Source organism: Bacillus sp. LJBV19 (genome assembly GCF_017797845.1).
Lineage (GTDB): Bacteria > Bacillota > Bacilli > Bacillales > Bacillaceae > Bacillus > Bacillus velezensis.
The window spans coordinates 2,301,043-2,321,905 of sequence record NZ_CP072563.1 but is presented as its reverse complement, the minus strand read 5'-3'; the positions used below and the strand labels follow the sequence as shown (position 1 = coordinate 2,321,905).

Here is a 20,863-nt window from a genome sequence, read left to right as displayed (position 1 = left end):
GCGGGTCATTTCAAATCTTGATCACATCTTGGAGGAATGAAAATGACCAGTTTAACAAAAATCAGACAGCAGCAGCCGTACAAGTGGTACCAAACGATGAGAGAAACCTCTCCCGTTCATTACAATGAAAAGGAAGATTGCTGGGAAATCTTCACCTATGATGAAGTGAAGCGGGTGATTTCTGACTACAGTCATTTTTCTTCCGATCATAAATACTTAAGTGCGGACAAGCAGGAAAAAATGATCCGGCATATTAACAAAGACAGCCTTTTGAAAATGGACCCGCCTGAACACACCGTCTTCAGAAAATTGGTCAATCAGCCGTTCATGCCGAAATCGGTTGAGTCTCTTGCACCGCGTATAGCCGCTATCGCTGATGACCTGCTTCAGGCCGTCCGTTCAAAAGGCAGGATGGACATTATTGAAGATTACGCATTTCCGCTTCCGATTATCGTGATCGCAGAGCTTCTAGGATTCCCTCCGAAAGACAGGGATATCTTTAAAAGCTGGGTCGACCAAAGCCAGAATGTAAAAGATGAAAAGAAAATGAATGAAGTGCAAAAGCAGATGATCGGATACTTCATGCAGTTTATTTTACAGCGGAGAAAACAGCCGCAAAATGATTTAATCAGCCATTTAATTGCAGCTGATTTAGACGGAGAGCCGCTGTCAGACAAGCAATTAATCGGTTTTTGCGGCTTGTTGATCGTCGCGGGGCACGTAACGACGGAAAATGTGATCGGAAATTCATTTCTCAGTCTCAAGGAGTTCCCGCACATTCTGCCCCGGCTGCTTGAAAATAAGGCGCTCCTTCCTGACTTTATTGAGGAAGTCATCCGCCTCAGACCTTCCATTCAGCGGGTAACCCGCTACACCGCGGTTGAGAGCGAGATTGGCGGAAAAACGATTCCGGCCGGAGAAAAAGTGTATGCGTGGATTGGATCGGCGAACAGAGATGAAAAGAAGTTTGAAAATGCCGATCAGATTGACTTGGGACGAAAGCCGAATCAGCATCTGTCATTCGGTCAGGGCAGCCATTATTGTTTAGGAGCGCCGCTGGCCCGGCTTGAAGCGAAAATCGCGCTTTCCCACTTTTTTGAACAGATGCCCGCATGGCGTTTTACTGAGGATCAAGAGCCGAATCTGGTTCCGAGCCCTGTATTTCACGGCGTTGACAGGCTGCTTGTTGAGTTTTGAACGAAAAAATAAAAGAGGCTTCCACAGGAAGCCTCTTTACTCTGGGGGCTTGGAGAAATGAATGTAGGAATCGAAGCAATGAACGTGTTTGGCGGAACCGCGTATGTAGACGTCATGGAGCTTGCGGAACATCGGAACCTGGATAAAAAAAGGTTTGAGAACCTGCTGATGAAAGAAAAAGTGGTGGCGCTTCCGTTTGAAGATCCGATTACGTTCGCCGTAAATGCCGCAAAACCGATTATCGACTCTCTGTCAGAAGAGGAACGGAATCAGATTGAAATGGTGATTACCTGTACGGAATCCGGGATTGATTTTGGCAAATCCATCAGTACATATGTCCATGATTATTTGCAGCTGAAGCGGAATTGCCGGTTATTTGAGGTGAAACAGGCTTGCTATTCTTTAACGGCCGGGTTTCAAATGGGCGTGAATTTCATCTTATCGCAAACATCGCCGGGAGCGAAAGCGCTCATCATCGGAACGGATATTTCCCGCTTTTTAGTGGCTGAAGGCGGTGACGCGTTGACGGAGGAATGGTCCTATGCCGAACCGAGTGCGGGGGCGGGAGCTGTGGCGCTTTTAGTCAGCAGCACCCCTCATGTCTTTTTGCTTGATCAAGGCGCAAGCGGGTATTACGGGTATGAAGTCATGGATACCTGCCGCCCGATTCCGGATAGTGAAGCGGGGGATGCTGATCTGTCGCTCATGTCTTATTTGGACTGCTGTGAAAAATCATTTCAGGAATACCGAAAGCGTGTGAGCGGGGCGGATTATAAGAATACATTTCAATACCTTTCTTTTCATACTCCGTTTGGCGGAATGGTAAAAGGAGCGCATCGGACGATGATGAGAAAATTGGCAAAGGCTAAGCCGCAAGACATTGAAGCGGATTTTCAGCAACGCGTGCTGCCTGGGATTCAATACTGCCAGCGCGTCGGCAACATCATGGGGGCCACCGTATTTTTATCTCTTGCCAGCACGATTGATAACGGCTCTTTTGAAACGCCGAAACGCGTCGGCTGTTTTTCATACGGTTCGGGCTGCTGCTCTGAATTTTACAGCGGTGTCGTTATGCCGCAAAGCCGGACGCGGCAGAATCAATTTCAGATCAGCCGGCATTTGGATGAACGCGTCCGTTTATCGATGGCTGATTATGACCGGCTGCTCCAAGACAGCGGCATCGTAAAATTCGGCACAAGAAATGCCGCGCCAGCAGCAGACATCCCGAATGCGCATCAAGGAAAAACACGATTGGTGCTGACTGAAATAAAAGAGTTTCACAGAAAGTATGAATGGACGACTTAATATCAGAAACACTCAGAGTCGGAAAGGCTTTGAGTATTTTTAAAGAAACGGAGAATAAACATGAATCCAATGATTGATGTACAGGAAACAGAACCGGGCATTGTGCAGGTCACAATGCAGGATACGGCCGGGAAAAACGGGCTGTCAGAAGAGTTTGTCAGAGAGCTGCACCGGGTATTCCAAGACATCAATGCCCATCCGTCCTATAAAACCGTCCTTCTGACGGGTTACGGAAATTATTTCTGCACGGGAGGAACGCAGGAGGGGCTTTTGACCATTCAGAGCGGAAAGCTCCAATTTACAGATTTAAAGCTTCACAGTCTTTTATTGGATTGCAGGATTCCCGTGATTTCCGTCATGCAGGGGCATGCGATCGGAGCCGGTTTTACGATCGGTCTGAGCTCGGATTTCGTGATTTTAAGCAGGGAGAGTTTTTATTCTTGTAATTATATGAAGTACGGATTTACACCGGGAATGGGCGCGACGTATATTGTGCCTGAAAAACTGGGAATTGTCCTCGGGGAAGAAATGCTGTTTACGGCTGCGAACTTCAGCGGCGCCGCTCTGGAAAAACGGGGAGTTCCGTTTGAAGTGCTGCCGAAAAAAGACGTCCTTCAAAGAGGCCGCGAATTGGCCCGGCTGCTGGCGGATAAACCGAGAGCCTCACTGGTTGCGCTGAAAACCAATGTGACCGCACGGATGAAAAGAGAGCTGACAAAAGCGGTTGAGGAAGAGGTGAACATGCACGAAGCCACATTCCATCTTCCTGAAGTAAAAGAGAGAATCAGCCGCTTATACGGCAGTTAAACAGAATGAAAAAAGCATGGGAAGCCCCATGCTTTATCACTGATCCGTCTTTTGCAGAACGGAGCCTGCGAATTGTTCTTTAATTTCGGCGCTCCGGGCTGCGGTTTCTGCGATGCAGTGCATGATGGCTTCTTCAAAGCGGCGCTCTTCTAATGCGCGAAGGCCTGCTTCAGTCGTGCCGCCCGGGCTTGTGATTTCCTTGCGCAGGCGTTCAGGCCGTTTGCTGCTTGTTCTGAGCATTTCCGTCGCCCCGGCCATGGTTTGTAAAATCAGCTCTTTTGCCGTTTCTTCCGGCAGGCCGGCTTGAAGGGCGGCCTTTTCCATCGCTTCGACATACCGGTACACATAGGCGGGACCGCTTCCGGCAATGGCTGTGACGGCATCAAGGTGTTTTTCTTCAAAGCGCGTCGCTTCTCCGATTGTTTCCAGAAGCTCTTTTGCCGTCCGGATTTCAGCTTCACTCGCCTCGGAGCTTGCGGAAAAACCGGTCGCCGATTGCTGAATGGCCGCGGATGTATTCGGCATCGCCCGGATGATGGTGAGCTTTCTGCCGAAATATTGCTGAATCGTGTGAATCGTCAGCCCTGCGATGACAGAAATCACAAGCTGATCTTTCACGTATTCGCGAATGTTCTCAATGCTTTCTGCCGCATCTTTCGGTTTAAAGGCGAGAACGATAATGTCGGTATTGCTGAAAAACTCTTCTTTATCCCGGCACGGTTTCACTCCGAACGTTTTTTGGAGCTCTTCAAGCCGGCTGTCATTTGAGCGGTTTGTCATATATATATGTCCGGGGGCTGTCATTCCGCTTAGCAGCAGTCCGTTCACCATTGCTTCCGCCATTGATCCGGCCCCGATAAAACCGATTTTCTTCATATAAATCCTCCTTCTTCTCAAAACACAAAAAAACCTTCCCGTCAAAAAGGACGAAAAGGTTTCGCGGTACCACCTTACATTAGCACGAATCAGCCGTGCTCAGCTCAAATCCCGTAACGAGGGGGTACGTTTAGGTTTTCCTAACCGCTCTGAGGGCAGGTTCTGTAAACAAGAGGGCCGCAATGTCTTTCAGCCGGGGACATTGCTCTCTGCTGCCGTTGTTTATATACTAGTTCCTCGTCATCGCGTTCCGTGTTTTCTAGTTTGTTGTTCATTATGCTATGCGCAAGAGCGGGATGTCAATCTTTTTTTCCGATATGCGGCAATAATGACACAGTGAAAAGAAAACGCTAAAATATGATTATTCAGGAATGAAAAGAACGAAGGAGCGTAAACATGGCAGCGAGAAAGATCATTCCGATACGTGTGCCGACTCCGTTTGCAGTCGGCGACGTTATCGTTTATTTAGTAAAAGATGAAGCCTTAACCCTTATTGATTGCGGCCCGAATACAAAGGAAGCGGCTGAATCGCTCTCATTGCAGCTTAAGGAACACAGGGTTTCTGCGGCGGATATAGAACAGGTGGTGCTCACTCATCATCACGCAGATCATTCAGGTCTGCTGCACCTTTTTTCCGAGGATACGGAAGTAATAGGGCATCCGCTGAATGACAGGTACATTACTCAGGATCAGTCGTATATCGCCCGGCAGGAGGACTTTTTCCTGTCGCTTATGACTGAAATGGACGTTCCCCTGACGCCTGAAGACATACATAAAACAGTTAAGCTGTCATACTTATTTTCTGCAAACCGTCCGTTAACGAAAACAGTGGGAGAAGGCGGAAAAATTGACGGGCTTAACGGCTGGACGGTGCTCGAAATCCCGGGCCATGCCGCTTCTCACATTGCGCTCTACCATGAAAAAAGCGGTGAAATGTTCAGCGGCGATCTGCTTTTGTCCAACAGCTCCACCAATCCGATTCTGGAAGCTCCGGAAAAGGGGGGCGTGCGCGCGGCCCCGATGCTCGACTACTTGAACTCAATGAAGCGGCTGTATGACGTAAACCCGTCCTTATTATATCCGGGACACGGCGATCTGCTGACAGACGTAAAGCCTGCTTTTGACAGGCGGCTTGAAAAACAGAGAAACCGGTCGGAATATGTGCTGCGCCTGTTGTCAGAGGATACGCTGACGGCTTTCCAGGTATGCCGGCGGCTGTTTCCGGCTGTTTATGAAAATGAAATGTTTTTAACGATGTCAGAAACGATCGGCCATCTTGACGTGCTGGCCGCCGAAGGGAAGGCTGTATCCTTTCAGTCGGGGAACACTCTGATGTTTAAAGCTGTGAAGGGGTGAAGGAAATGGGCAGATTAACGGATAAGCGGATTTGGATCACCGGAGCATCCGGCGGACTCGGAGAACGGCTTGCATATTCCTGCGCGGCAGAAGGAGCTCATGTTTTTTTATCCGCGAGGCGGGAGGACCGCTTGCAGGAAGTGAAAAAAACGATTACCGCGCGCGGCGGACAGTGTGATGTCATTCCGTTTGACGTCCGGCATGCAGAAGAGGCTGAAAACGTAAGGCGTTTGATCGGTCATGTTGACGTATTAATCAACAACGCCGGCTTCGGCATTTTTGAAACGGCCGCTGATTCATCTTTGGATGATATGAAGGCAATGTTTGAAGTCAACGTCTTCGGATTAATCGCCTGTACGAAGGCCTGTCTTCCTGTGATGCTTCATGCGAAAAGCGGCCATATTATCAATATCGCCTCACAGGCCGGCAAATTGGCGACGCCGAAATCAAGCCTTTATTCCGCTACGAAACACGCCGTTTTAGGGTATTCCAATGCGCTGCGGCTTGAGCTGGCCGGTACGGGTGTAGCTGTGACAACGGTTAATCCCGGTCCGATCAAAACAGACTTCTTTACAATTGCAGATAAAGAGGGCGGTTATGTGAAAAGCGTCGGCAGATGGATGCTTGATGCCGACCATGTGGCAGAGCGCATTACATCCGTGATTCTGACGGATAAACGGGAAATGAATCTTCCGCGATGGATGAGCCTCGGGACGAAGCTGTATCAGCTTTTCCCATCGTTTACAGAAAAACTGGCCGGCCGCGCATTAAAGAAAAAGTAACAAGGGGGAAAAAGGAATGTCCGACCGGGATATACACAAGGCATTGATGGCAGAGCCTTTCGTCAGGAAAATGGCGGAGGCGCGTGAAGTATTTTGGATCAACCCGCATAAAACCGATGATCCAGTAAAGCATGGTGCTGAATGGAAACAGGAGATTGCCGAAGCGGAAGAAAGGCTGCGCCGGTTTGCGCCTTATATCGCGTCGGCTTTTCCGGAGACGGAAGCGGAGGGAGGCCTCATTGAATCTCCGCTTGTCTTGGTCAATGAAATGAAGAAGCATCTGGAACACAGCGCCGCTCAGGCTTTCCCCGGGCGTCTGCTTTTGAAATGCGACGACGAACTTCCGATTTCCGGTTCTATTAAAGCGCGCGGCGGGATTTATGAAGTGCTGAAGCATGCCGAAGACCTCGCGGTAAAAGCGGGAATGCTCTCAGCAGACGACGATTACAGCATATTGACTGAAGAACGGTTTACCGCTTTTTTCTCAAAATACTCTATAGCCGTCGGCTCTACGGGCAATTTAGGTCTGAGTATCGGCATAATCGGCGCGAAGCTCGGCTTTTGTGTGACCGTTCATATGTCCAGTGACGCAAAGCAGTGGAAAAAGGAGCTGCTCCGGGAAAAGGGGGTTCGCGTCATCGAATATGAAGCAGACTACAGTCTGGCTGTCAAAGAGGGGCGCATGCAGGCGAAGCAGGACCCTTATTGTTATTTTATTGATGATGAGCATTCCCGGGATCTGTTTTTGGGGTATGCCGTTGCGGGAAGCCGTGTGAAAAAGCAGCTCGTTCAAATGAACATAAAGCCTGATGCAGATGAACCGCTTTTCGTTTATTTGCCGTGCGGGGTCGGAGGAGGCCCGGGCGGCGTCGCGCTTGCGCTAAAGCTGATCTATGGCGAGCATGTCCATATTTTTTTCGGTGAGCCGACGCATTCACCGTGTATGCTGTTAGGACTGTTTTCCGGCTTGCATGACGGAATCAGCGTGCAGGATATCGGTCTTGATAATCAAACGGCCGCCGACGGACTTGCGGTGGGAAGGCCGTCCGGACTGGCCGGCCCTCTGATGGAACCTATACTCAGCGGCTGTTATACCGCCGATGACGGCACGCTTTTTTCGCTGCTTTATCAATTGAGAGCGGCCGAGAATAAGAGCCTTGAACCCTCTGCACTCGCCGGTATGGCCGGAGCCGTCAAGTTTGTTCAGACCGAAGCCGGAAACCGTTATATAAAAGAACGGGGGCTTGAGATGGAAAATGCCGTGCACCTTGTGTGGAGCACCGGCGGAAGCATGGTTCCGGAGGAGGAAATGGAAGAGTACAGCCGGATCGGTTCCTCATTTGTGAAAAAAATGGGCAGACAGTGAAGCGGTTTTCCGTTACAATCTTTGTAAGCGTTTGTTTTTTTATCGGAAAGCCATACAGAGAGATTGGTGTGAATTGTGAAAAGTAAAGAATTGAACTTACATACATTGTATACGCAGCACAGCCGCGAGTCGTGGGCCGGATTCGGCGGCCATCTTTCCATTGCCGTTTCAGAGGAAGAAGCCAAGGCCGTAGAAGGGCTGAATGACTACCTGTCGGTGGAAGAAGTAGAAACGATTTACATTCCGCTTGTGCGTCTGCTCCATCTTCATGTCACGTCTGCCGCAAGACGGAATCAGCATGTCAATGTGTTTCTGAAGCATCCGCATTCAGCGAAAATCCCGTTTATCATCGGAATCGCGGGCAGCGTCGCCGTCGGCAAAAGCACGACGGCGAGAATTTTGCAAAAGCTTCTTTCCCGTCTGCCGGACAGGCCGAAGGTGAGCCTGGTGACAACCGACGGTTTCTTGTATCCGACGGCGGAATTAAAAAGGAAAAACCTTCTGTCCAGAAAGGGATTCCCGGAAAGCTACGACGTGAAAGCGCTGCTTGAGTTTCTGAACGATATAAAGTCAGGGAAAGAGAGAGTGGAGGCGCCCGTATACTCCCATCTTACGTATGACAGGGAAGAGGGCGCCGTCGAGGTTGTCGAAGGTGCGGATATCGTTATTATCGAAGGAATCAATGTCCTGCAGTCGCCTACATTAGAGGACGACAGGGAAGATCCGCGGATTTTTGTATCCGATTTCTTTGATTTTTCGATCTATGTGGATGCCGAAGAAAGCCGGATTTTCACGTGGTATTTGGAGCGTTTCCGCCTCTTAAGAGAAACCGCTTTTCAGGATCCGGCTTCTTATTTTCATAAATTTAAGGATTTGTCTGATGCAGAAGCGGATACCATGGCCGCCTCCATTTGGGAGAGCGTCAACCGTCCGAATCTGTATGAAAATATCCTGCCGACAAAATTCAGATCGGATTTGATTTTGAGAAAAGGTGATGGCCATAAAGTTGAAGAGGTGCTGGTAAGGCGGGTGTGATGTGAGGAGGAAGCGAATATTATGATACATCATATTGAGTTGTATGTATCTGACTTGAAAGCCTCCGCCCGGTTTTGGGGATGGTTTTTAGGTGAGCTCGGTTATAGGGAATTTCAAAATTGGGACTCCGGCATCAGCTGGAAAAACGCAGGATTTTATGTTGTGCTTGTACAGACAGAGGAGCGTTTTTTAACACCGGAGTACCACAGATGCCGGGTCGGGCTGAACCATCTGGCTTTTCATGCTGCATCAAGAGAGCAGGTTGACGAGATGACAGAAAAGCTGCTTGCCAGAGGATGCCCCGTGCTTTACAGGGACCGCCATCCATATGCAGGCGGAAGCGCGCATTACGCCGTATACACGGAGGACCCGGATCGGATAAAAGTGGAGCTCGTTGCTCCTGCTTCTGAATGAACTATAACTTTTCGTTTCTTTCTTCGCGCAGCGCGTCGAGTTTCTTTTCGATTCTGTCCAATTGTATGCGGCGCTTGTTCAAGCTTCTGAATACGTATATCACGGCAAACAGGAAAACCGCGGCTGCAATAAATGAAATCAATTGAAAAATGATATCACCGATGTTCATCTTTTTTACCTCCGTGTGCGGCGGGCTTCTTCAGCCCGCCGTTTTTGCATTTTGACCGATGTGAAGACATGGGGGATGAATCAGTCCTAGCTTTGTGTTTTTCTGAGAATGAATAGTTTCTGCATGTGGCTTATGACCACTTTTGCGGCCGCATATCCCGGAATGGCCAGCAGCATCCCGGCAATCCCTGAGAATTTGCCGGCGGCAAGCAGAAGAAAAATAATGGTCAGCGGGTGAATGTCCAGCTTCCGTCCCATAATTTGCGGGGAAATCAGCTGGCTTTCAAGCTGCTGGACAATGACGACGACCGTAATCACCAGCACCGCCTCGGTCGGTGAATCGAACAATCCGACAATGACTCCGGGAAATGTGCCGATCCAAGGCCCGATAAACGGAATCAGGTTTGTCACCATGGCGAACGCGCCCAGAACGAGCGGATAATCGAGCCCGATTATAAAATAGCCGATTGTGACGAGAACGCCGACACAAAAACTGACGAGCAGCTGTCCTTGTATGTATGAACTGAGAGCTTCATCCATGTCCCGAAGGATTTGTTTTCCTTCTTTTTGATGTTTTTCCGGAAGAAGCCGCAGCAGTCGCCGGGGGGCTTTGTGTCCTTCTTTTAACATGTAATACAGCGCAAACGGAATAATGGCGGCGGTGATGGCGGCATTGGCAGCCGTACCGGCCAGGCTGCTGAGAGAATCAGCGATTGAACCGGAATAATTTGCGGCTTTGTCTGCTAATTTTTTGAAGGAATCCCCATGCTGAAGCCGGGAAAACCATTTGCTGTCCTGAAGATGCCCGATCCAATTTTCAGCTTTTGCGGAAAGCTCCGGAATATGATCTGTGAAGGCTGTAAACTGTTTTTGAACGGCAGGGCCCGCCGTATAAAGGAAGAGGACAAAAAGGCCGGCTGTTCCCGCATAAATCGCTAAAATCGCGATTCCTTCGGGCAGCTTTAATTTCGCATGCAGCACTCTGACGAGCGGGCGGCACAAATAGTAAAGGACGCCCGATAATACAATAGGCGGAAACAAGGTTTTAACCGTAATCACAACAGGCTGGAACAAAAAGTCTATTAATGTTCCGAGATAAATGATGAGAAATAACAGAAGAACGGCATAGCCGATCCTGAAATAAGGCCCGACAGGCATATCCTGCACCACGCAATCTTTAAGGGTTTACTCTCGGACGTTTCCCTTATCGCCCGGTGCATAAACGTCCGTGTCAGGAAAACTGCCCCTGATTGGTGACGTAATCGTAGATAATATCTTCTACATGGGCATGGAGAACCTCATCGGGTTCTTCATTCCTTCTTTCTTCTAAAGCTTTTTTTAAACTCTGTTTTTCATAGGGGCTCAGCGGATCTGTCGACACATTCCGTCCATACTGGCGGAGGGCTTGTCCCAGCATTTTTTCTATAAATTGATCCATCATATATTCTCCTATTCTTGTCATTCATCTTTATTCTACTAAATATCATGTGATCCTCCCACTCTTCTATCATATTTTCTGTCAGGCCGGGGTAGGATTTTTATTCCAATTCAGCTGAGAGAATACGATGAAACGGCAGCGTTAACGCATCTTCATCGTTTATGATTTTTAAACGTTTTTCGTCATGCATCACTTGTTTTACCCATCCCCAAAAGCGGCGGGGGCCGTGTGCGGAAGCGTAGGTGACCGAAATGGCCCTGTCTTCTTTAATTGACGCCGCAATGATGCGGTTCATGTCGTTCAGTTGCTCTTCGCTCAGTTCCGGAGGCCGGAATTCCCGTTCTTTTCGTTTTTTCGCAAGCAGCTGCTCCCGATGTTCGGGCAGCATCATCCGGCTTGATTCCCACATGACATTATACCCGGGTGTTAATTTGTTCGGATTCATGTATATCACCTCAAATTATTTGTAATGCCCGCCGATTTTTTCAGCCCGGTGAAAGGCTTGGCCGGCCTCTGTCAGCGAAGCGGCATGGAGGAGCGACGCAGGGCCGTACCGCTCATGAATATCATCCAATACTTTGCCGAGACTGATCTTTTTTTCCTGGGCATCGAACAGGCTCAGCTGAACATAATCACAAGGCTCCAGCTGGGAAAGGGAGACGCCGGCGCTGCGGACGGGCTCACCGTTCCAATGCTCTTTGAAGAGCTTGACCGCCGCTTTAAAAATATCCATTCCGAAATTAGTCGGAGAGACCAGCTTTCTCTGTCTGTGAAAACCTGAAGGGAATTCAAAATCAGCGCCTCTGATGCTGACCGAAACCGTATGGCCGATGTATTGTTTGAAACGGGCGCGGCGGGCCACTTCTTCGCTTAACTCCAGCAGCACGACTTTGATATCCTCAAAGCGGCTGTAGTCTCTCGGGAGGGTCATGTTATGGCCGATCGCTTTTTGCCGGCTGTGCGTGTTGACGGTGACCGGAGAGGGATCGATGCCGCGGGCTGTCCGCTGAAGCAATTCGCCGTTAATGCCCCAGCGTTTTTTCAGCAGTTCGGCGGGGTGCCCGGCAAGCCCGCCGATTGTGCTGATGCCCATCCGTCTTAAATGATGCTCCATCCGTTTTCCGATGCCGAATAATTTTCCGACCGGCAGCGGCCACAAATCCTGCCTGATATTTGACATATCCAATCTGTGAATGCCGGATGCGTTTTTTTTGGCAAAATGGTCGCAAGCCATTTTCGCGAGCGCCTTATTCGGCCCGATGCCGACACGGGCATAAATTCCGAATTCACGCATAATCGCTTGCTGAATGCTTTTGGCAATTGTAAAAGGATCACCGAACAGCCGCCTGCTTCCGGTCACGTCGAGAAACTGCTCATCGATGGAGTAGGGTTCTACAAGATCGGTATACCGTTCAAACAGTTCGGTAATCATGACGGATACATCAATATACCGCTGCATCCGCGGACGGACAATAACGGCGTCGGGACATTTGGCCTGCGCTTCCCACAGCCGTTCGGCATTTTTTACGCCGTATCGTTTGGCGAGCGGACAAGCCGCAAGCACGACGCCGCTGCGTCTTTCGGGATCTCCCGAGACAATCACGGGCCGGTTTTTGAGATGAGGCGCTTCCGCTTTTTCCACAGACGCATAAAACGATTGCATATCTACAAGAAGAATATCAGCCATAAAAAAACCTCCGGGAACATTTGTTCTGTTTTTCATTGTACCCGAACAATGATCACGTTTATACTGGTAAATCATTCCCCGGCTGGAAGGCGTGCTGATTCGTTTGCTTGAAAAGAAATCATTTACAATTGCAAACAACCCACATATAATTTTTTATATTCCAATGAGAAGAGCTGACATTCATTTTGCCGGACGAAAAGGAGAGTCAATCGATAATGGATATTCGAACAATTACCTCTGAAGACTATGAAATGGTTACGTCTGTTTTGAATGAATGGTGGGGCGGCAGGCAGATGAAAGACAAACTGCCGCGCTTGTTTTTTGAACATTTTCAGGACACAAGCTTTATCACGTACGGGCCGGAGGGAATGACCGGTTTTTTAATCGGTTTTCAGTCACAATCAGACCCTGAGACAGCCTACATTCATTTTTCCGGTGTGCATCCGGATTTCAGAAAAATGCAAATTGGAAAACAGCTCTACGACCGATTTATGGAGACGGTGAAGAAAAGGGGCTGCACAAAAGTCAATTGCGTGACGGCGCCTGTCAATAAAGTATCAATCGCTTATCATACAAAATTAGGCTTTGAAGCTGAAAAAGGAACCAAAACCGTAAACGGAATCCCTGTTTTTGCGAATTATGACGGCCCGGGAGAAGACCGGATTCTGTTTGTGAAATATATGTAGAGGGGGATGAATATGGGTTTTTTAGCTGACACGCCCAAACCGCCCTATTATGCGGTCATTTTTTCATCAATAAAGGGAAAATATGATGAGGAATATGAACATACGGCAGAGCGCATGATGAATTTGGCAGGCGGACAGCCGGGCTTTTTAGGCGCGGAAAGCGTTCGGGAGGAAAACGGCTGCGGCATCACGGTTTCCTACTGGGACAGCCTGGAGGCGATTAAAAGGTGGAAAGATCATACGGACCACCAGGCGGCAAAACAAAAAGGAAAAAGCGCCTGGTATGAAGCGTACGCGGTCCGCATTACGAAGACGGAGTCACAGCGGATGTTTGCGTCAAAAGGGGCGGAAGATTGATTACATTTTTACAGCATACACAAGAACAGACCGCGCGGGAAATTGCGGCGGTTCAGCGCTGCTCTTATCAAAAAGAAGCCGAGCTGATCGGCTTTTTCGGCATTCCCGCCCTGCATGAAACACCCGATGATATACAGCGGTCACGGGAGACGTTTGCCGGTTTCAAGGAAAAAGATCAGCTTGCAGGCGTCATTTCGTATGAAAAAAAGGGATATGACCTTGTCATATGCAGGCTGACGGTGCACCCGTCCGCCTTTCGGAAAGGAATCGGACGGGCGCTTCTTCAATTTGTGATAGACGAGAACCGAGACGCTCAAAAAATAGAGGCGGCTACCGCCAGCCAAAACGTTCCGGCAGTCTCTCTCTATTTAAAAACCGGGTTCACGGAAGCCGGACAGATTGAGACGCCGGAAGGGCTGACCCTCTCGTTTTTTCATCTTTATCCGAAGAGGAAAGCGGAAGTTGTTCCGTACAAGCCGGAATGGAAAGAAATGTTTGAAAGAGAGAAGGCGGACTTGATCCGAATCTTCGGCCCAGCACTTCATTCTGTCAGCCACATCGGCAGCACCTCCATCCCGAGGATGGCCGCCAAACCCGTCATTGATATATTGGCGGAGGTCAAAGATATTTTGGATGCCGACCGATTCAGTCCGCAGCTGGAAGCGCTCGGCTATGAGGCGAAAGGGGAAAACGGGATAGAGGGCCGGCGTTTCTTTCAAAAAGGCGGCAACAAGCGCACACACCACGTCCACATATACGAAACAGGCCATCCGGACGTGAAGCGTCATCTGCTGTTCCGGGATTACCTCACTGCAAAGCCTGAAAAAGCGGCTCAATACATGGAACTGAAACGGCACCTCGCTGAGACATACCCATACGATACGGCAAAGTATAGTGAAGGGAAAAATGACTGGATCAAGGCGGCTGAACAAGAGGCAAAGGTCTGGGAGAGCGGGCTGCTGTAAAGAAAGCAGAAACAATGCATACAGCGGCTCGGTATGCTACAATGGCGAAAATGAAAAACGGAGGATCATCTATGCAAATACATGTGACGGATGCGGCGAAACACACACTTCAGCAGGCGATGGACGCCAACCCGGGGAAAAAAGCGCAGCTCCGCTATGACGCAGAAGGCTGCGGGTGCGCGGTGAGCGGCGTGCCGACCATCTGGCTGGCGGACGAATTAACGGGACAATGCGAAGCTATTGAAACCAACGGACTTCCGCTTTACATCCAGACCTCACAAAAAGTGTTTTTTGACGAGGAAATGACAATCGATTACAATGAAAAGGCAAAAACGCTCGTCTTAAAAAGCCCGGCAGAGATGCTGAGCCCGAGAATGAGCATATTAGTAAAGCAGGGAGAAACGGAAAGTGAATCAAAAGCTGAAAGCCATTAAACAGACGGCACAGCATAAAACGTGGGTATCCTTTTTGAACAACAACCATCCGTACAGTCTGCTGCACTGGTCCATCGGAGGCGCTGAATCCGTTCAGAAGGATGTCTGGCTACTTCAGGATGAGATGACCTTCAAAGCGCAGGAGTTTACGACAATCGACCTCGCCATTGACTGGATCGGAGAAAATATGGACGGGATTACCGACGTTTTATGACGGGAAAGCGAAAGAACCAGCATACGTTCTTTCGCTTTTTTACGTTTGCGTCATGGTATCTAAAAAGGTTTGAACGGCTTTGCGGTAGCTCTCCGGATTTTTGGTGTACGACATGGCATGCCCGCCCGATTCGGCCAGATAGAGCATCTTAGGGCCGCGTTTTCTGCGGTGCAGCAATTCGGAAGAAGCGGGAGGTATATAATCATCTTCCTTACTGTGAATAAACAGCACGGGCTGCCGGATACGGCTGATAACCGATAGAGGAGATACATCACGGATACGGTATCCTTCTCTCATCCGCAAAAAGAAATCAGCCAAAGGCAGAAGCGGCCACGAAGGCAGCCGGAACTCCCGCTTCAGCCTGTAGGCGAGCTGATCGCGAAAGCTTGCGAACGGACAGTCCGCAATATAAAAATCAGCGCCGTTTTCATCCTGATGCCCGCCCGCGTATAATAAGGCCGTCACCGCTCCCATCGATTCCCCGTGGATGCCGATTTGACCGCCGTCTCCGGTTTTGTGTCTCACCCAATTCACGGCTTCTTCCAAATCATCTTTTTCAAAATAGCCGTAGCTCGTCGTTCTGCCGCCGCTTTTTCCGTGCCCGCGGTGGTCATATACGAGCACATTCCAGCCTAAATCTAAAAATAAATCCATGTATTTCAATGAATTGAACGAATTTACGGTAACGCCGTGACAAATAATCATGGTGTTTGCCGTATGATGCGGGGCGACGTAAAAGCCTTTGATCTCATACCCGTGGCGTGACAGGATGACGGCCTCTTCTTTTTCCATGGCCTGAAAGGAATCAAATCTATCATACCCGTCCGCCGTTTCTTTTTTCATGATATCTTCATCCGTCTTTTTCTTCATAAACATAATCAGATTCGTAAAAGCGAATCCGGCAGCCAAAAAGACTGCGCAAGCCGAACCGAACACCGCCAGCCATTTTTTCACACAGGCACCCTCCTTTAATATGAAAAATCCTTCCTCCGGCTTTTTGGGACCGTGAACGTTGCCGGCCTCCGGCGCTCCGTGGTACACTTGCTTCACCATATTCAGATACGGGGGGCGTAATGATGAAAAAGCAGCTGCCTAAAGAAAAACACAGCTTAAAAGACGATCTGGAGGAAGATCTGAAGGCCAGGCTTTTGCAAATGAAAAGTGAGCTGAAGGAAGAAGACGAGAAAAAGCAGGCGCAGCAAAAGGCGGAACAAATCAGAAAACGAAAAGAAAAAGAAAAACATAAAAGCTTTGAAGAGCTGCTGAATGAAAGCAGTCTCGATTGGCACAAATATAAATAAACCGGCATCTGAAAAGGTGCCGGTTTTATTGTTAAGAACGATGGGCTTCGTATACGTCCCGTTTTGTATGGTATTGCAGGGCTTTGATTTCCTGGCTGCTTAAACGACGGGCCTCTGCAGCCGAACAGTTTTCTCTCAGCTGCTCAAGTGAGCTGGCTCCGGTGATGACAGAAGCGACGGCCGGCTGTGACAGCAAGTATTGAAGAGAAAGCTCCGTCATGCTTAAGTCAGGTGCGGCAGCGCTGATCGCTTTTTTGGTTTCTGCCAGTTCTGCAAAAGAATATGTTAAATAGCCGTTCTCTTTTACGCTTGCAGCCGCTTGATCAAGCGGTTTTTCCGTAAGAAGCCCTTTAGCGACAGGCCCTCTTGCGACTACGCTGATTCCGTTCTCCTCTAAAAGGGGAAGCCACTCCTCGGGGCGCCGGTCCAGCAGGCTGTATTGCATCATAACGCTGGTGATAGTTGATTTTTTCACATATTCTTTAATAACATTCGGACGAATCGAGGAAATGCCGTAATACCGGATGACACCTTCCTGTTTTAAGTCCTCAAAAGCTTCGATCGTTTCGTCAATATGGTCTTCCATCGTGCCGCCATGCAGCTGATAAAGGTCGATATAGTCCGTTTTCAGTCGGCGCAGGCTGTTTTTGACCGCTTCTTTTATGTATCCTTTGGAAGCGTCCCAATGCCAGCCGTCTTTATCATCATTCCAGCGGTTTCCGGCTTTCGTGGCTAAAATGATGTCGTGCCTGCGGTTTTTGACGGCCTCCCCGACAATTTCCTCATTTCTGCCGAAATCATAAAGATCAGCGGTATCTAAATAATTGATTCCAAGCTCGATCGCTTCATCCAAAATAGACAGCGCTTTAGCTTTATCCGTACCCAGCGACATACAGCCGAGCCCGATTTCGCTTATTTCTAAATCAGAATGTCCCAGTGTGCGTTTTCTCATCGTTTCGCTCCTTTTTATAGTCTTTTATTGACCGTAATATAAAGGCGCGAAGTTTTCAACTGTTAAGGCCCGGTGATCCAATCTCCGACATAGCGGAATGTCCGTCCGTATTCTTTCAGTTTAGCCCGCACTTCCCACGCCTTTCCGACCAATACGATACTCTTATCCTTCCGGTACACCTTCAATCGAAAAGCACCTCCCTCTCATGCATGTATGATAAAATATATGAGGCATAATAGAGAGACAGAACGGGAGATGACATGATGAAACATTTAGAAGAAAAAACACTTGCGAAAAAAAAGCTGTATGACGGGAAAGTCATAGATCTTTACTTAGAGGATGTAGAGCTCCCGAACGGAAAAACAAGCAAGCGGGAAATCGTCAAACATCCGGGAGCGGTGGCCGTACTTGCGGTGACCGAGGAAGGAAAAATCATTTTGGTGAACCAGTTCAGGAAGCCGCTGGAACGGACAATCGTTGAAATTCCGGCCGGGAAGCTTGAAAAGGGAGAAGAGCCGGAACATACGGCGTTAAGAGAGCTCGAGGAAGAAACGGGATATACGGCGGAAACCTTGACGAAAATCACCGCTTTTTATACATCACCCGGGTTTGCTGATGAAATCGTGCATCTCTTTCTTGCGGAAGGGCTTTCGCCGCTGGAAGAAAAACGAGAGCTGGATGAGGATGAATTTGTCGAAGTCATGCAGGTCACGCTTGAAGAGGCCGTGAAGCTGATTGAATCCCGCAGGGTGTATGACGCAAAAACGGCGTACGCGATTCAGTATCTCCAGCTGAAAGAAGCGCTGAAGGAAAAATGATGAAAACCATCTATGCGGATCTGCATATTCATATCGGCCGCACCTATACGGGAAAACCGGTCAAAATCACCGGGGCCAAAACGTTGACGCTGCACCGGATTTTAGAAGAAGCCAGTGAGGGGAAGGGAATTGAACTATTGGGCATCATCGACTGCCATTCCCCGGAAGTCATAGAAGAAATCGAGCGCGGAATTGATGAAGGCGGATACCGTGAGCTGAAAGAAGGCGGCATCCGGTATCGGAATACGACGCTTCTGTTGGGCAGTGAGCTTGAAATCTATGATCACACATGCCGCGGGCCGATTCACGTTCTCGTCTTTATGCCGTCTCTTGCCGAAATGAAGATGTTTTCTGAGTGGCTCGCAAAAAGGCTTAAAAATATCCATCTCAGTTCCCAGCGCATTTATGAAACCGGTTTGAATCTTCAGAGGAAAACAAAGGAATTGGGCGGGCTGTTTATTCCCGCCCATATGTTCACCCCGCATAAAAGCCTGTACGGAAAAGGGGTCAGATCTTCTTTGACAGAAGTTTTCGACCCGGCGCTCATTGATGCGGCGGAACTCGGGTTAAGCTGCGACACCGACATGGCTTCGCGGGTAACGGAACTTGATCCGTATACATTTTTAACAAATTCTGATGCGCATTCCTTAGGAAAAATCGGCAGAGAATATAATGAAATGCTTCTTAAAGAAGCGAATTTCACGGAATTTTCGCTGGCTTTAAAAGGGAAGGACGGAAGAAAAATCACGGCGAATTACGGGCTGAACCCGAAGCTCGGGAAGTATTACCGGACGGCTTGCGACCGCTGCGGCAGCCCGGTTGAAAAAGGAGCTTCCACATGTCCGGAGTGCGGGGGGAAAACAATGACAAAAGGGGTCAGTGAACGGTTGGAGGAACTGAGCGGCCCGAAAAAAAGCCGCGTGCCGCGGCCGCCGTATATTCATCAAATCCCGCTGCAGTTCATTCCCGGCGTCGGGCCGAAAACGTTAGAAAAACTGAAGCGGGCTTTCGGGACGGAGATGGCGATTCTACATCAGGCGCAAGAAGAGGAATTGGCGAGTGTCGTCCAGCCTAAAATAGCGGCTGTCATTCATAAAGCGCGCACCGGGCAGCTTGTCCTTGAGGCCGGGGGCGGAGGGACGTACGGCCGAATCAAGCCGTAAAAGCCGGTTTTTAGAGGAGCTCCTCCTGCACCTTCTTTTTCGTGCGGACAAACGCAATCAATTCGATGATTTCATCCTGATTCAGCGGCTGTCCGTCAACGGTCAGTGTGCCGCGGCCTTGTGCGGCGTTTGTTAATTCGATGGTCTGGGCAAACGGCTCCGCCTTTTTTTCAGTGCGCCCCAGTAAATCGTCGCACGTCGTGTCAAACAGATCGGCAAGCGTGCCCAGTGCCTCGAATGACGGCCGCCGGTATCCTGATTCATACCCGGCGTACGTGCTTTTGGCGATGCCGAGACGATCAGCCGTATATTGAAGAGACCAATTTTTCTTTTTTCTCAGTTCAGTTAAACGATCTAAATTCATATTCAAAACCGCTCCTTTTCACTTGAGCAAATTATATCATATCGATATGCAAAAGTGTACGCGAATTGAATAATAATCACTTGATTAATTTCATTCGTCTGTCTATAATTTGATTAAAAGTATGCGAAAAGCGAATGCTTAACACATCTTGAGAAATGGATGAAGAGGTGCAGGGTATGAAAAAATTATTGCTGTTAACAACCGGAGGAACAATCGCCTCAGTCGAAGGAGAAAACGGGCTTGCACCCGGGGTGAAAGCAGACGAATTGTTAACCTACGTATCAAAACTTGATAACGATTACACGATGGAGACCCATTCGTTAATGAACATCGACAGCACAAATATGCAGCCTGAATACTGGGCCGAAATCGCAAATGCTGTCAAAGAAAAGTATGACGCATATGACGGGTTCGTCATTACGCACGGAACAGACACAATGGCTTATACATCAGCGGCACTGTCTTATATGCTTCAGCATGCTGATAAACCGATCGTCATTACGGGTTCGCAAATCCCGATTACATTTCAAAAAACCGATGCCAAAAAAAATATCACGGACGCGATCCGCTTCGCATGTGAAGGGGTGGGCGGCGTATACGTCGTATTTGACGGCAGAGTCATTCAAGGCACACGCGCCATTAAATTAAGAACGAAAAGCTATGATGCATTTGAGAGCATTAACTATCCGTATATCGCGTTTATTACCGAAAACGGAATTGAATATAACAAACAAGTGCACATGCCAAAAGACGATGCTTTTACGGTCAATACTTCACTTTGCACGGACGTGTGCCTGCTCAAGCTCCACCCGGGGCTGAAACCGGAAATGTTTGACGCGTTAAAGGGCATGTACAAAGGAATCGTCATTGAAAGCTACGGCAGCGGCGGCGTGCCGTTTGAAGGAAGAGACATTCTCGCCAAAGTCAATGAAATGATTGAAAGCGGCATTGTCGTCGTCATTACGACACAATGTCTTGAAGAAGGAGAGGACATGAGCGTCTATGAAGTCGGCCGAAGAGTCAATCAAGATCTCATTATCCGCTCCAGAAATATGAACACGGAAGCCATCGTGCCGAAATTAATGTGGGCGCTCGGCCAGTCTCACAACTTGGCTGAAGTCAAAAACATTATGGAGACACCGATCGCAGACGACGTTGTACTGTAAAAACATGACTAC

At 48.9% G+C, this 20,863-nt stretch carries 26 protein-coding genes and 1 pseudogene; 17 read left to right on the top strand and 10 right to left on the bottom strand.

Translation table 11 applies throughout. The features are described 5' to 3' along the window. Window positions 1-42 precede the first annotated feature (42 nt). Genes J6600_RS11250 through J6600_RS11240 form a run of 3 tightly spaced genes read left to right on the top strand, consistent with a single transcriptional unit; the run spans window position 43 to window position 3,309 of the window. The gene (locus J6600_RS11250; RefSeq protein WP_077722559.1) at window positions 43-1,197 is read left to right on the top strand and encodes a cytochrome P450; all 1,155 of its coding nucleotides are present in this window, start codon (window positions 43-45) and stop codon (window positions 1,195-1,197) included. 57 nt (window positions 1,198-1,254) lie between these two features. Beyond that, on the top strand, window positions 1,255-2,502 hold the full coding sequence (locus tag J6600_RS11245; protein ID WP_007409381.1) for a hydroxymethylglutaryl-CoA synthase family protein: 1,248 nt from the start codon (window positions 1,255-1,257) through the stop codon (window positions 2,500-2,502). A 60-nt stretch (window positions 2,503-2,562) separates the two neighbouring features. Further along, window positions 2,563-3,309, top strand: coding sequence for a polyketide synthase (locus J6600_RS11240; protein ID WP_022553005.1), 747 nt, complete (start codon window positions 2,563-2,565; stop codon window positions 3,307-3,309). 36 nt (window positions 3,310-3,345) lie between these two features. Here the strand turns inward: J6600_RS11240 and proC are convergent, their stop codons facing one another. Beyond that, the gene (proC, locus tag J6600_RS11235; protein WP_209387405.1) at window positions 3,346-4,185 is read right to left on the bottom strand and encodes a pyrroline-5-carboxylate reductase; all 840 of its coding nucleotides are present in this window, start codon (window positions 4,183-4,185) and stop codon (window positions 3,346-3,348) included. 396 nt (window positions 4,186-4,581) lie between these two features. Between proC and J6600_RS11230 the strand changes: the two genes are divergently transcribed. From J6600_RS11230 to J6600_RS11210, 5 genes are all read left to right on the top strand, one after another. Beyond that, entirely contained in the window at window positions 4,582-5,541 is a 960-nt protein-coding gene (locus J6600_RS11230) for an MBL fold metallo-hydrolase (protein WP_209387404.1), read from the top strand. A gap of 5 nt (window positions 5,542-5,546) precedes the next feature. Continuing rightward, window positions 5,547-6,323: an SDR family NAD(P)-dependent oxidoreductase gene (locus tag J6600_RS11225; RefSeq protein WP_017418085.1), complete on the top strand. Its 777-nt coding sequence runs from the start codon at window positions 5,547-5,549 to the stop codon at window positions 6,321-6,323. A gap of 16 nt (window positions 6,324-6,339) precedes the next feature. Next, complete coding sequence (gene dsdA / locus J6600_RS11220; protein WP_209387403.1) at window positions 6,340-7,689, top strand: D-serine ammonia-lyase; 1,350 nt, start codon at window positions 6,340-6,342, stop codon at window positions 7,687-7,689. A 75-nt stretch (window positions 7,690-7,764) separates the two neighbouring features. Continuing rightward, window positions 7,765-8,724, top strand: coding sequence for a type I pantothenate kinase (coaA, locus tag J6600_RS11215; protein ID WP_003153290.1), 960 nt, complete (start codon window positions 7,765-7,767; stop codon window positions 8,722-8,724). A gap of 24 nt (window positions 8,725-8,748) precedes the next feature. Beyond that, on the top strand, window positions 8,749-9,138 hold the full coding sequence (locus J6600_RS11210; protein WP_025649819.1) for a VOC family protein: 390 nt from the start codon (window positions 8,749-8,751) through the stop codon (window positions 9,136-9,138). A gap of 1 nt (window position 9,139) precedes the next feature. On the opposite strand, the gene J6600_RS11205 is transcribed toward J6600_RS11210, so the two are convergent. From J6600_RS11205 to J6600_RS11185, 5 genes are all read right to left on the bottom strand, one after another. Continuing rightward, window positions 9,140-9,307 carry a DUF4083 family protein gene (locus J6600_RS11205; RefSeq protein WP_129091129.1) on the bottom strand — a complete coding sequence of 56 codons (168 nt, stop codon included), beginning with the start codon at window positions 9,305-9,307 and terminating at the stop codon, window positions 9,140-9,142. A gap of 86 nt (window positions 9,308-9,393) precedes the next feature. Next, window positions 9,394-10,464 carry an AI-2E family transporter gene (locus J6600_RS11200; RefSeq protein ID WP_014418301.1) on the bottom strand — a complete coding sequence of 357 codons (1,071 nt, stop codon included), beginning with the start codon at window positions 10,462-10,464 and terminating at the stop codon, window positions 9,394-9,396. Between the two features lie 73 nt (window positions 10,465-10,537). Beyond that, the gene (locus tag J6600_RS11195; protein WP_209388347.1) at window positions 10,538-10,744 is read right to left on the bottom strand and encodes a YqzH family protein; all 207 of its coding nucleotides are present in this window, start codon (window positions 10,742-10,744) and stop codon (window positions 10,538-10,540) included. A 100-nt stretch (window positions 10,745-10,844) separates the two neighbouring features. Next, the gene (locus J6600_RS11190) at window positions 10,845-11,189 is read right to left on the bottom strand and encodes a YolD-like family protein (RefSeq protein ID WP_014418300.1); all 345 of its coding nucleotides are present in this window, start codon (window positions 11,187-11,189) and stop codon (window positions 10,845-10,847) included. A 15-nt stretch (window positions 11,190-11,204) separates the two neighbouring features. Beyond that, window positions 11,205-12,431, bottom strand: a complete 1,227-nt coding sequence (locus J6600_RS11185) for a DNA polymerase IV (protein WP_103526777.1) — start codon at window positions 12,429-12,431, stop codon at window positions 11,205-11,207. A 215-nt stretch (window positions 12,432-12,646) separates the two neighbouring features. Between J6600_RS11185 and J6600_RS11180 the strand changes: the two genes are divergently transcribed. The 5 genes and pseudogenes from J6600_RS11180 (at window position 12,647) to J6600_RS11160 (ending at window position 15,087) form a co-directional block, all read left to right on the top strand. Beyond that, window positions 12,647-13,117 carry a GNAT family N-acetyltransferase gene (locus J6600_RS11180; protein WP_012117908.1) on the top strand — a complete coding sequence of 157 codons (471 nt, stop codon included), beginning with the start codon at window positions 12,647-12,649 and terminating at the stop codon, window positions 13,115-13,117. A gap of 12 nt (window positions 13,118-13,129) precedes the next feature. Then, complete coding sequence (locus tag J6600_RS11175) at window positions 13,130-13,474, top strand: antibiotic biosynthesis monooxygenase family protein (RefSeq protein ID WP_007409393.1); 345 nt, start codon at window positions 13,130-13,132, stop codon at window positions 13,472-13,474. Beyond that, a pseudogene (locus J6600_RS11170) lies at window positions 13,471-14,436 on the top strand (GNAT family N-acetyltransferase); the annotation flags it as partial. The gene J6600_RS11175 and the pseudogene J6600_RS11170, both read left to right, overlap by 4 nt. A gap of 74 nt (window positions 14,437-14,510) precedes the next feature. Further along, window positions 14,511-14,873, top strand: coding sequence for an iron-sulfur cluster biosynthesis family protein (locus J6600_RS11165; RefSeq protein ID WP_014305346.1), 363 nt, complete (start codon window positions 14,511-14,513; stop codon window positions 14,871-14,873). Further along, a complete protein-coding gene (locus tag J6600_RS11160) occupies window positions 14,848-15,087 on the top strand; it encodes a DUF2552 family protein (protein ID WP_003153307.1) in 240 nt (79 codons plus the stop codon). The genes J6600_RS11165 and J6600_RS11160 overlap by 26 nt, the downstream gene beginning before the upstream one ends. A gap of 39 nt (window positions 15,088-15,126) precedes the next feature. Here the strand turns inward: J6600_RS11160 and J6600_RS11155 are convergent, their stop codons facing one another. After that, window positions 15,127-16,041 carry an alpha/beta hydrolase gene (locus tag J6600_RS11155; protein WP_100262133.1) on the bottom strand — a complete coding sequence of 305 codons (915 nt, stop codon included), beginning with the start codon at window positions 16,039-16,041 and terminating at the stop codon, window positions 15,127-15,129. 122 nt (window positions 16,042-16,163) lie between these two features. Between J6600_RS11155 and J6600_RS11150 the strand changes: the two genes are divergently transcribed. Further along, complete coding sequence (locus tag J6600_RS11150; RefSeq protein WP_007409396.1) at window positions 16,164-16,388, top strand: YqkE family protein; 225 nt, start codon at window positions 16,164-16,166, stop codon at window positions 16,386-16,388. A 31-nt stretch (window positions 16,389-16,419) separates the two neighbouring features. On the opposite strand, the gene J6600_RS11145 is transcribed toward J6600_RS11150, so the two are convergent. Continuing rightward, entirely contained in the window at window positions 16,420-17,340 is a 921-nt protein-coding gene (locus J6600_RS11145) for an aldo/keto reductase (protein WP_025649814.1), read from the bottom strand. A gap of 62 nt (window positions 17,341-17,402) precedes the next feature. Further along, window positions 17,403-17,525, bottom strand: coding sequence for a Z-ring formation inhibitor MciZ (mciZ, locus tag J6600_RS11140; protein ID WP_003153315.1), 123 nt, complete (start codon window positions 17,523-17,525; stop codon window positions 17,403-17,405). 78 nt (window positions 17,526-17,603) lie between these two features. Here mciZ and J6600_RS11135 point away from each other — a divergent pair, with 78 nt between their 5' ends. Next, on the top strand, window positions 17,604-18,158 hold the full coding sequence (locus tag J6600_RS11135) for an NUDIX hydrolase (RefSeq protein WP_003153317.1): 555 nt from the start codon (window positions 17,604-17,606) through the stop codon (window positions 18,156-18,158). Then, a complete protein-coding gene (locus tag J6600_RS11130; RefSeq protein ID WP_209388346.1) occupies window positions 18,158-19,321 on the top strand; it encodes a TIGR00375 family protein in 1,164 nt (387 codons plus the stop codon). Before J6600_RS11135 ends, J6600_RS11130 begins: the two co-directional genes overlap by 1 nt. Before the next feature lie 10 nt (window positions 19,322-19,331). On the opposite strand, the gene J6600_RS11125 is transcribed toward J6600_RS11130, so the two are convergent. Continuing rightward, on the bottom strand, window positions 19,332-19,685 hold the full coding sequence (locus tag J6600_RS11125; protein ID WP_209387402.1) for a helix-turn-helix domain-containing protein: 354 nt from the start codon (window positions 19,683-19,685) through the stop codon (window positions 19,332-19,334). Window positions 19,686-19,861: 176 nt separating this feature from the next. On the opposite strand from J6600_RS11125, the gene J6600_RS11120 reads away from it, so the two are divergent. Next, window positions 19,862-20,851 (top strand): type I asparaginase, encoded by a 990-nt coding sequence (locus tag J6600_RS11120; RefSeq protein WP_003153321.1) that lies wholly within the window; start codon window positions 19,862-19,864, stop codon window positions 20,849-20,851. Window positions 20,852-20,863: the final 12 nt, after the last annotated feature.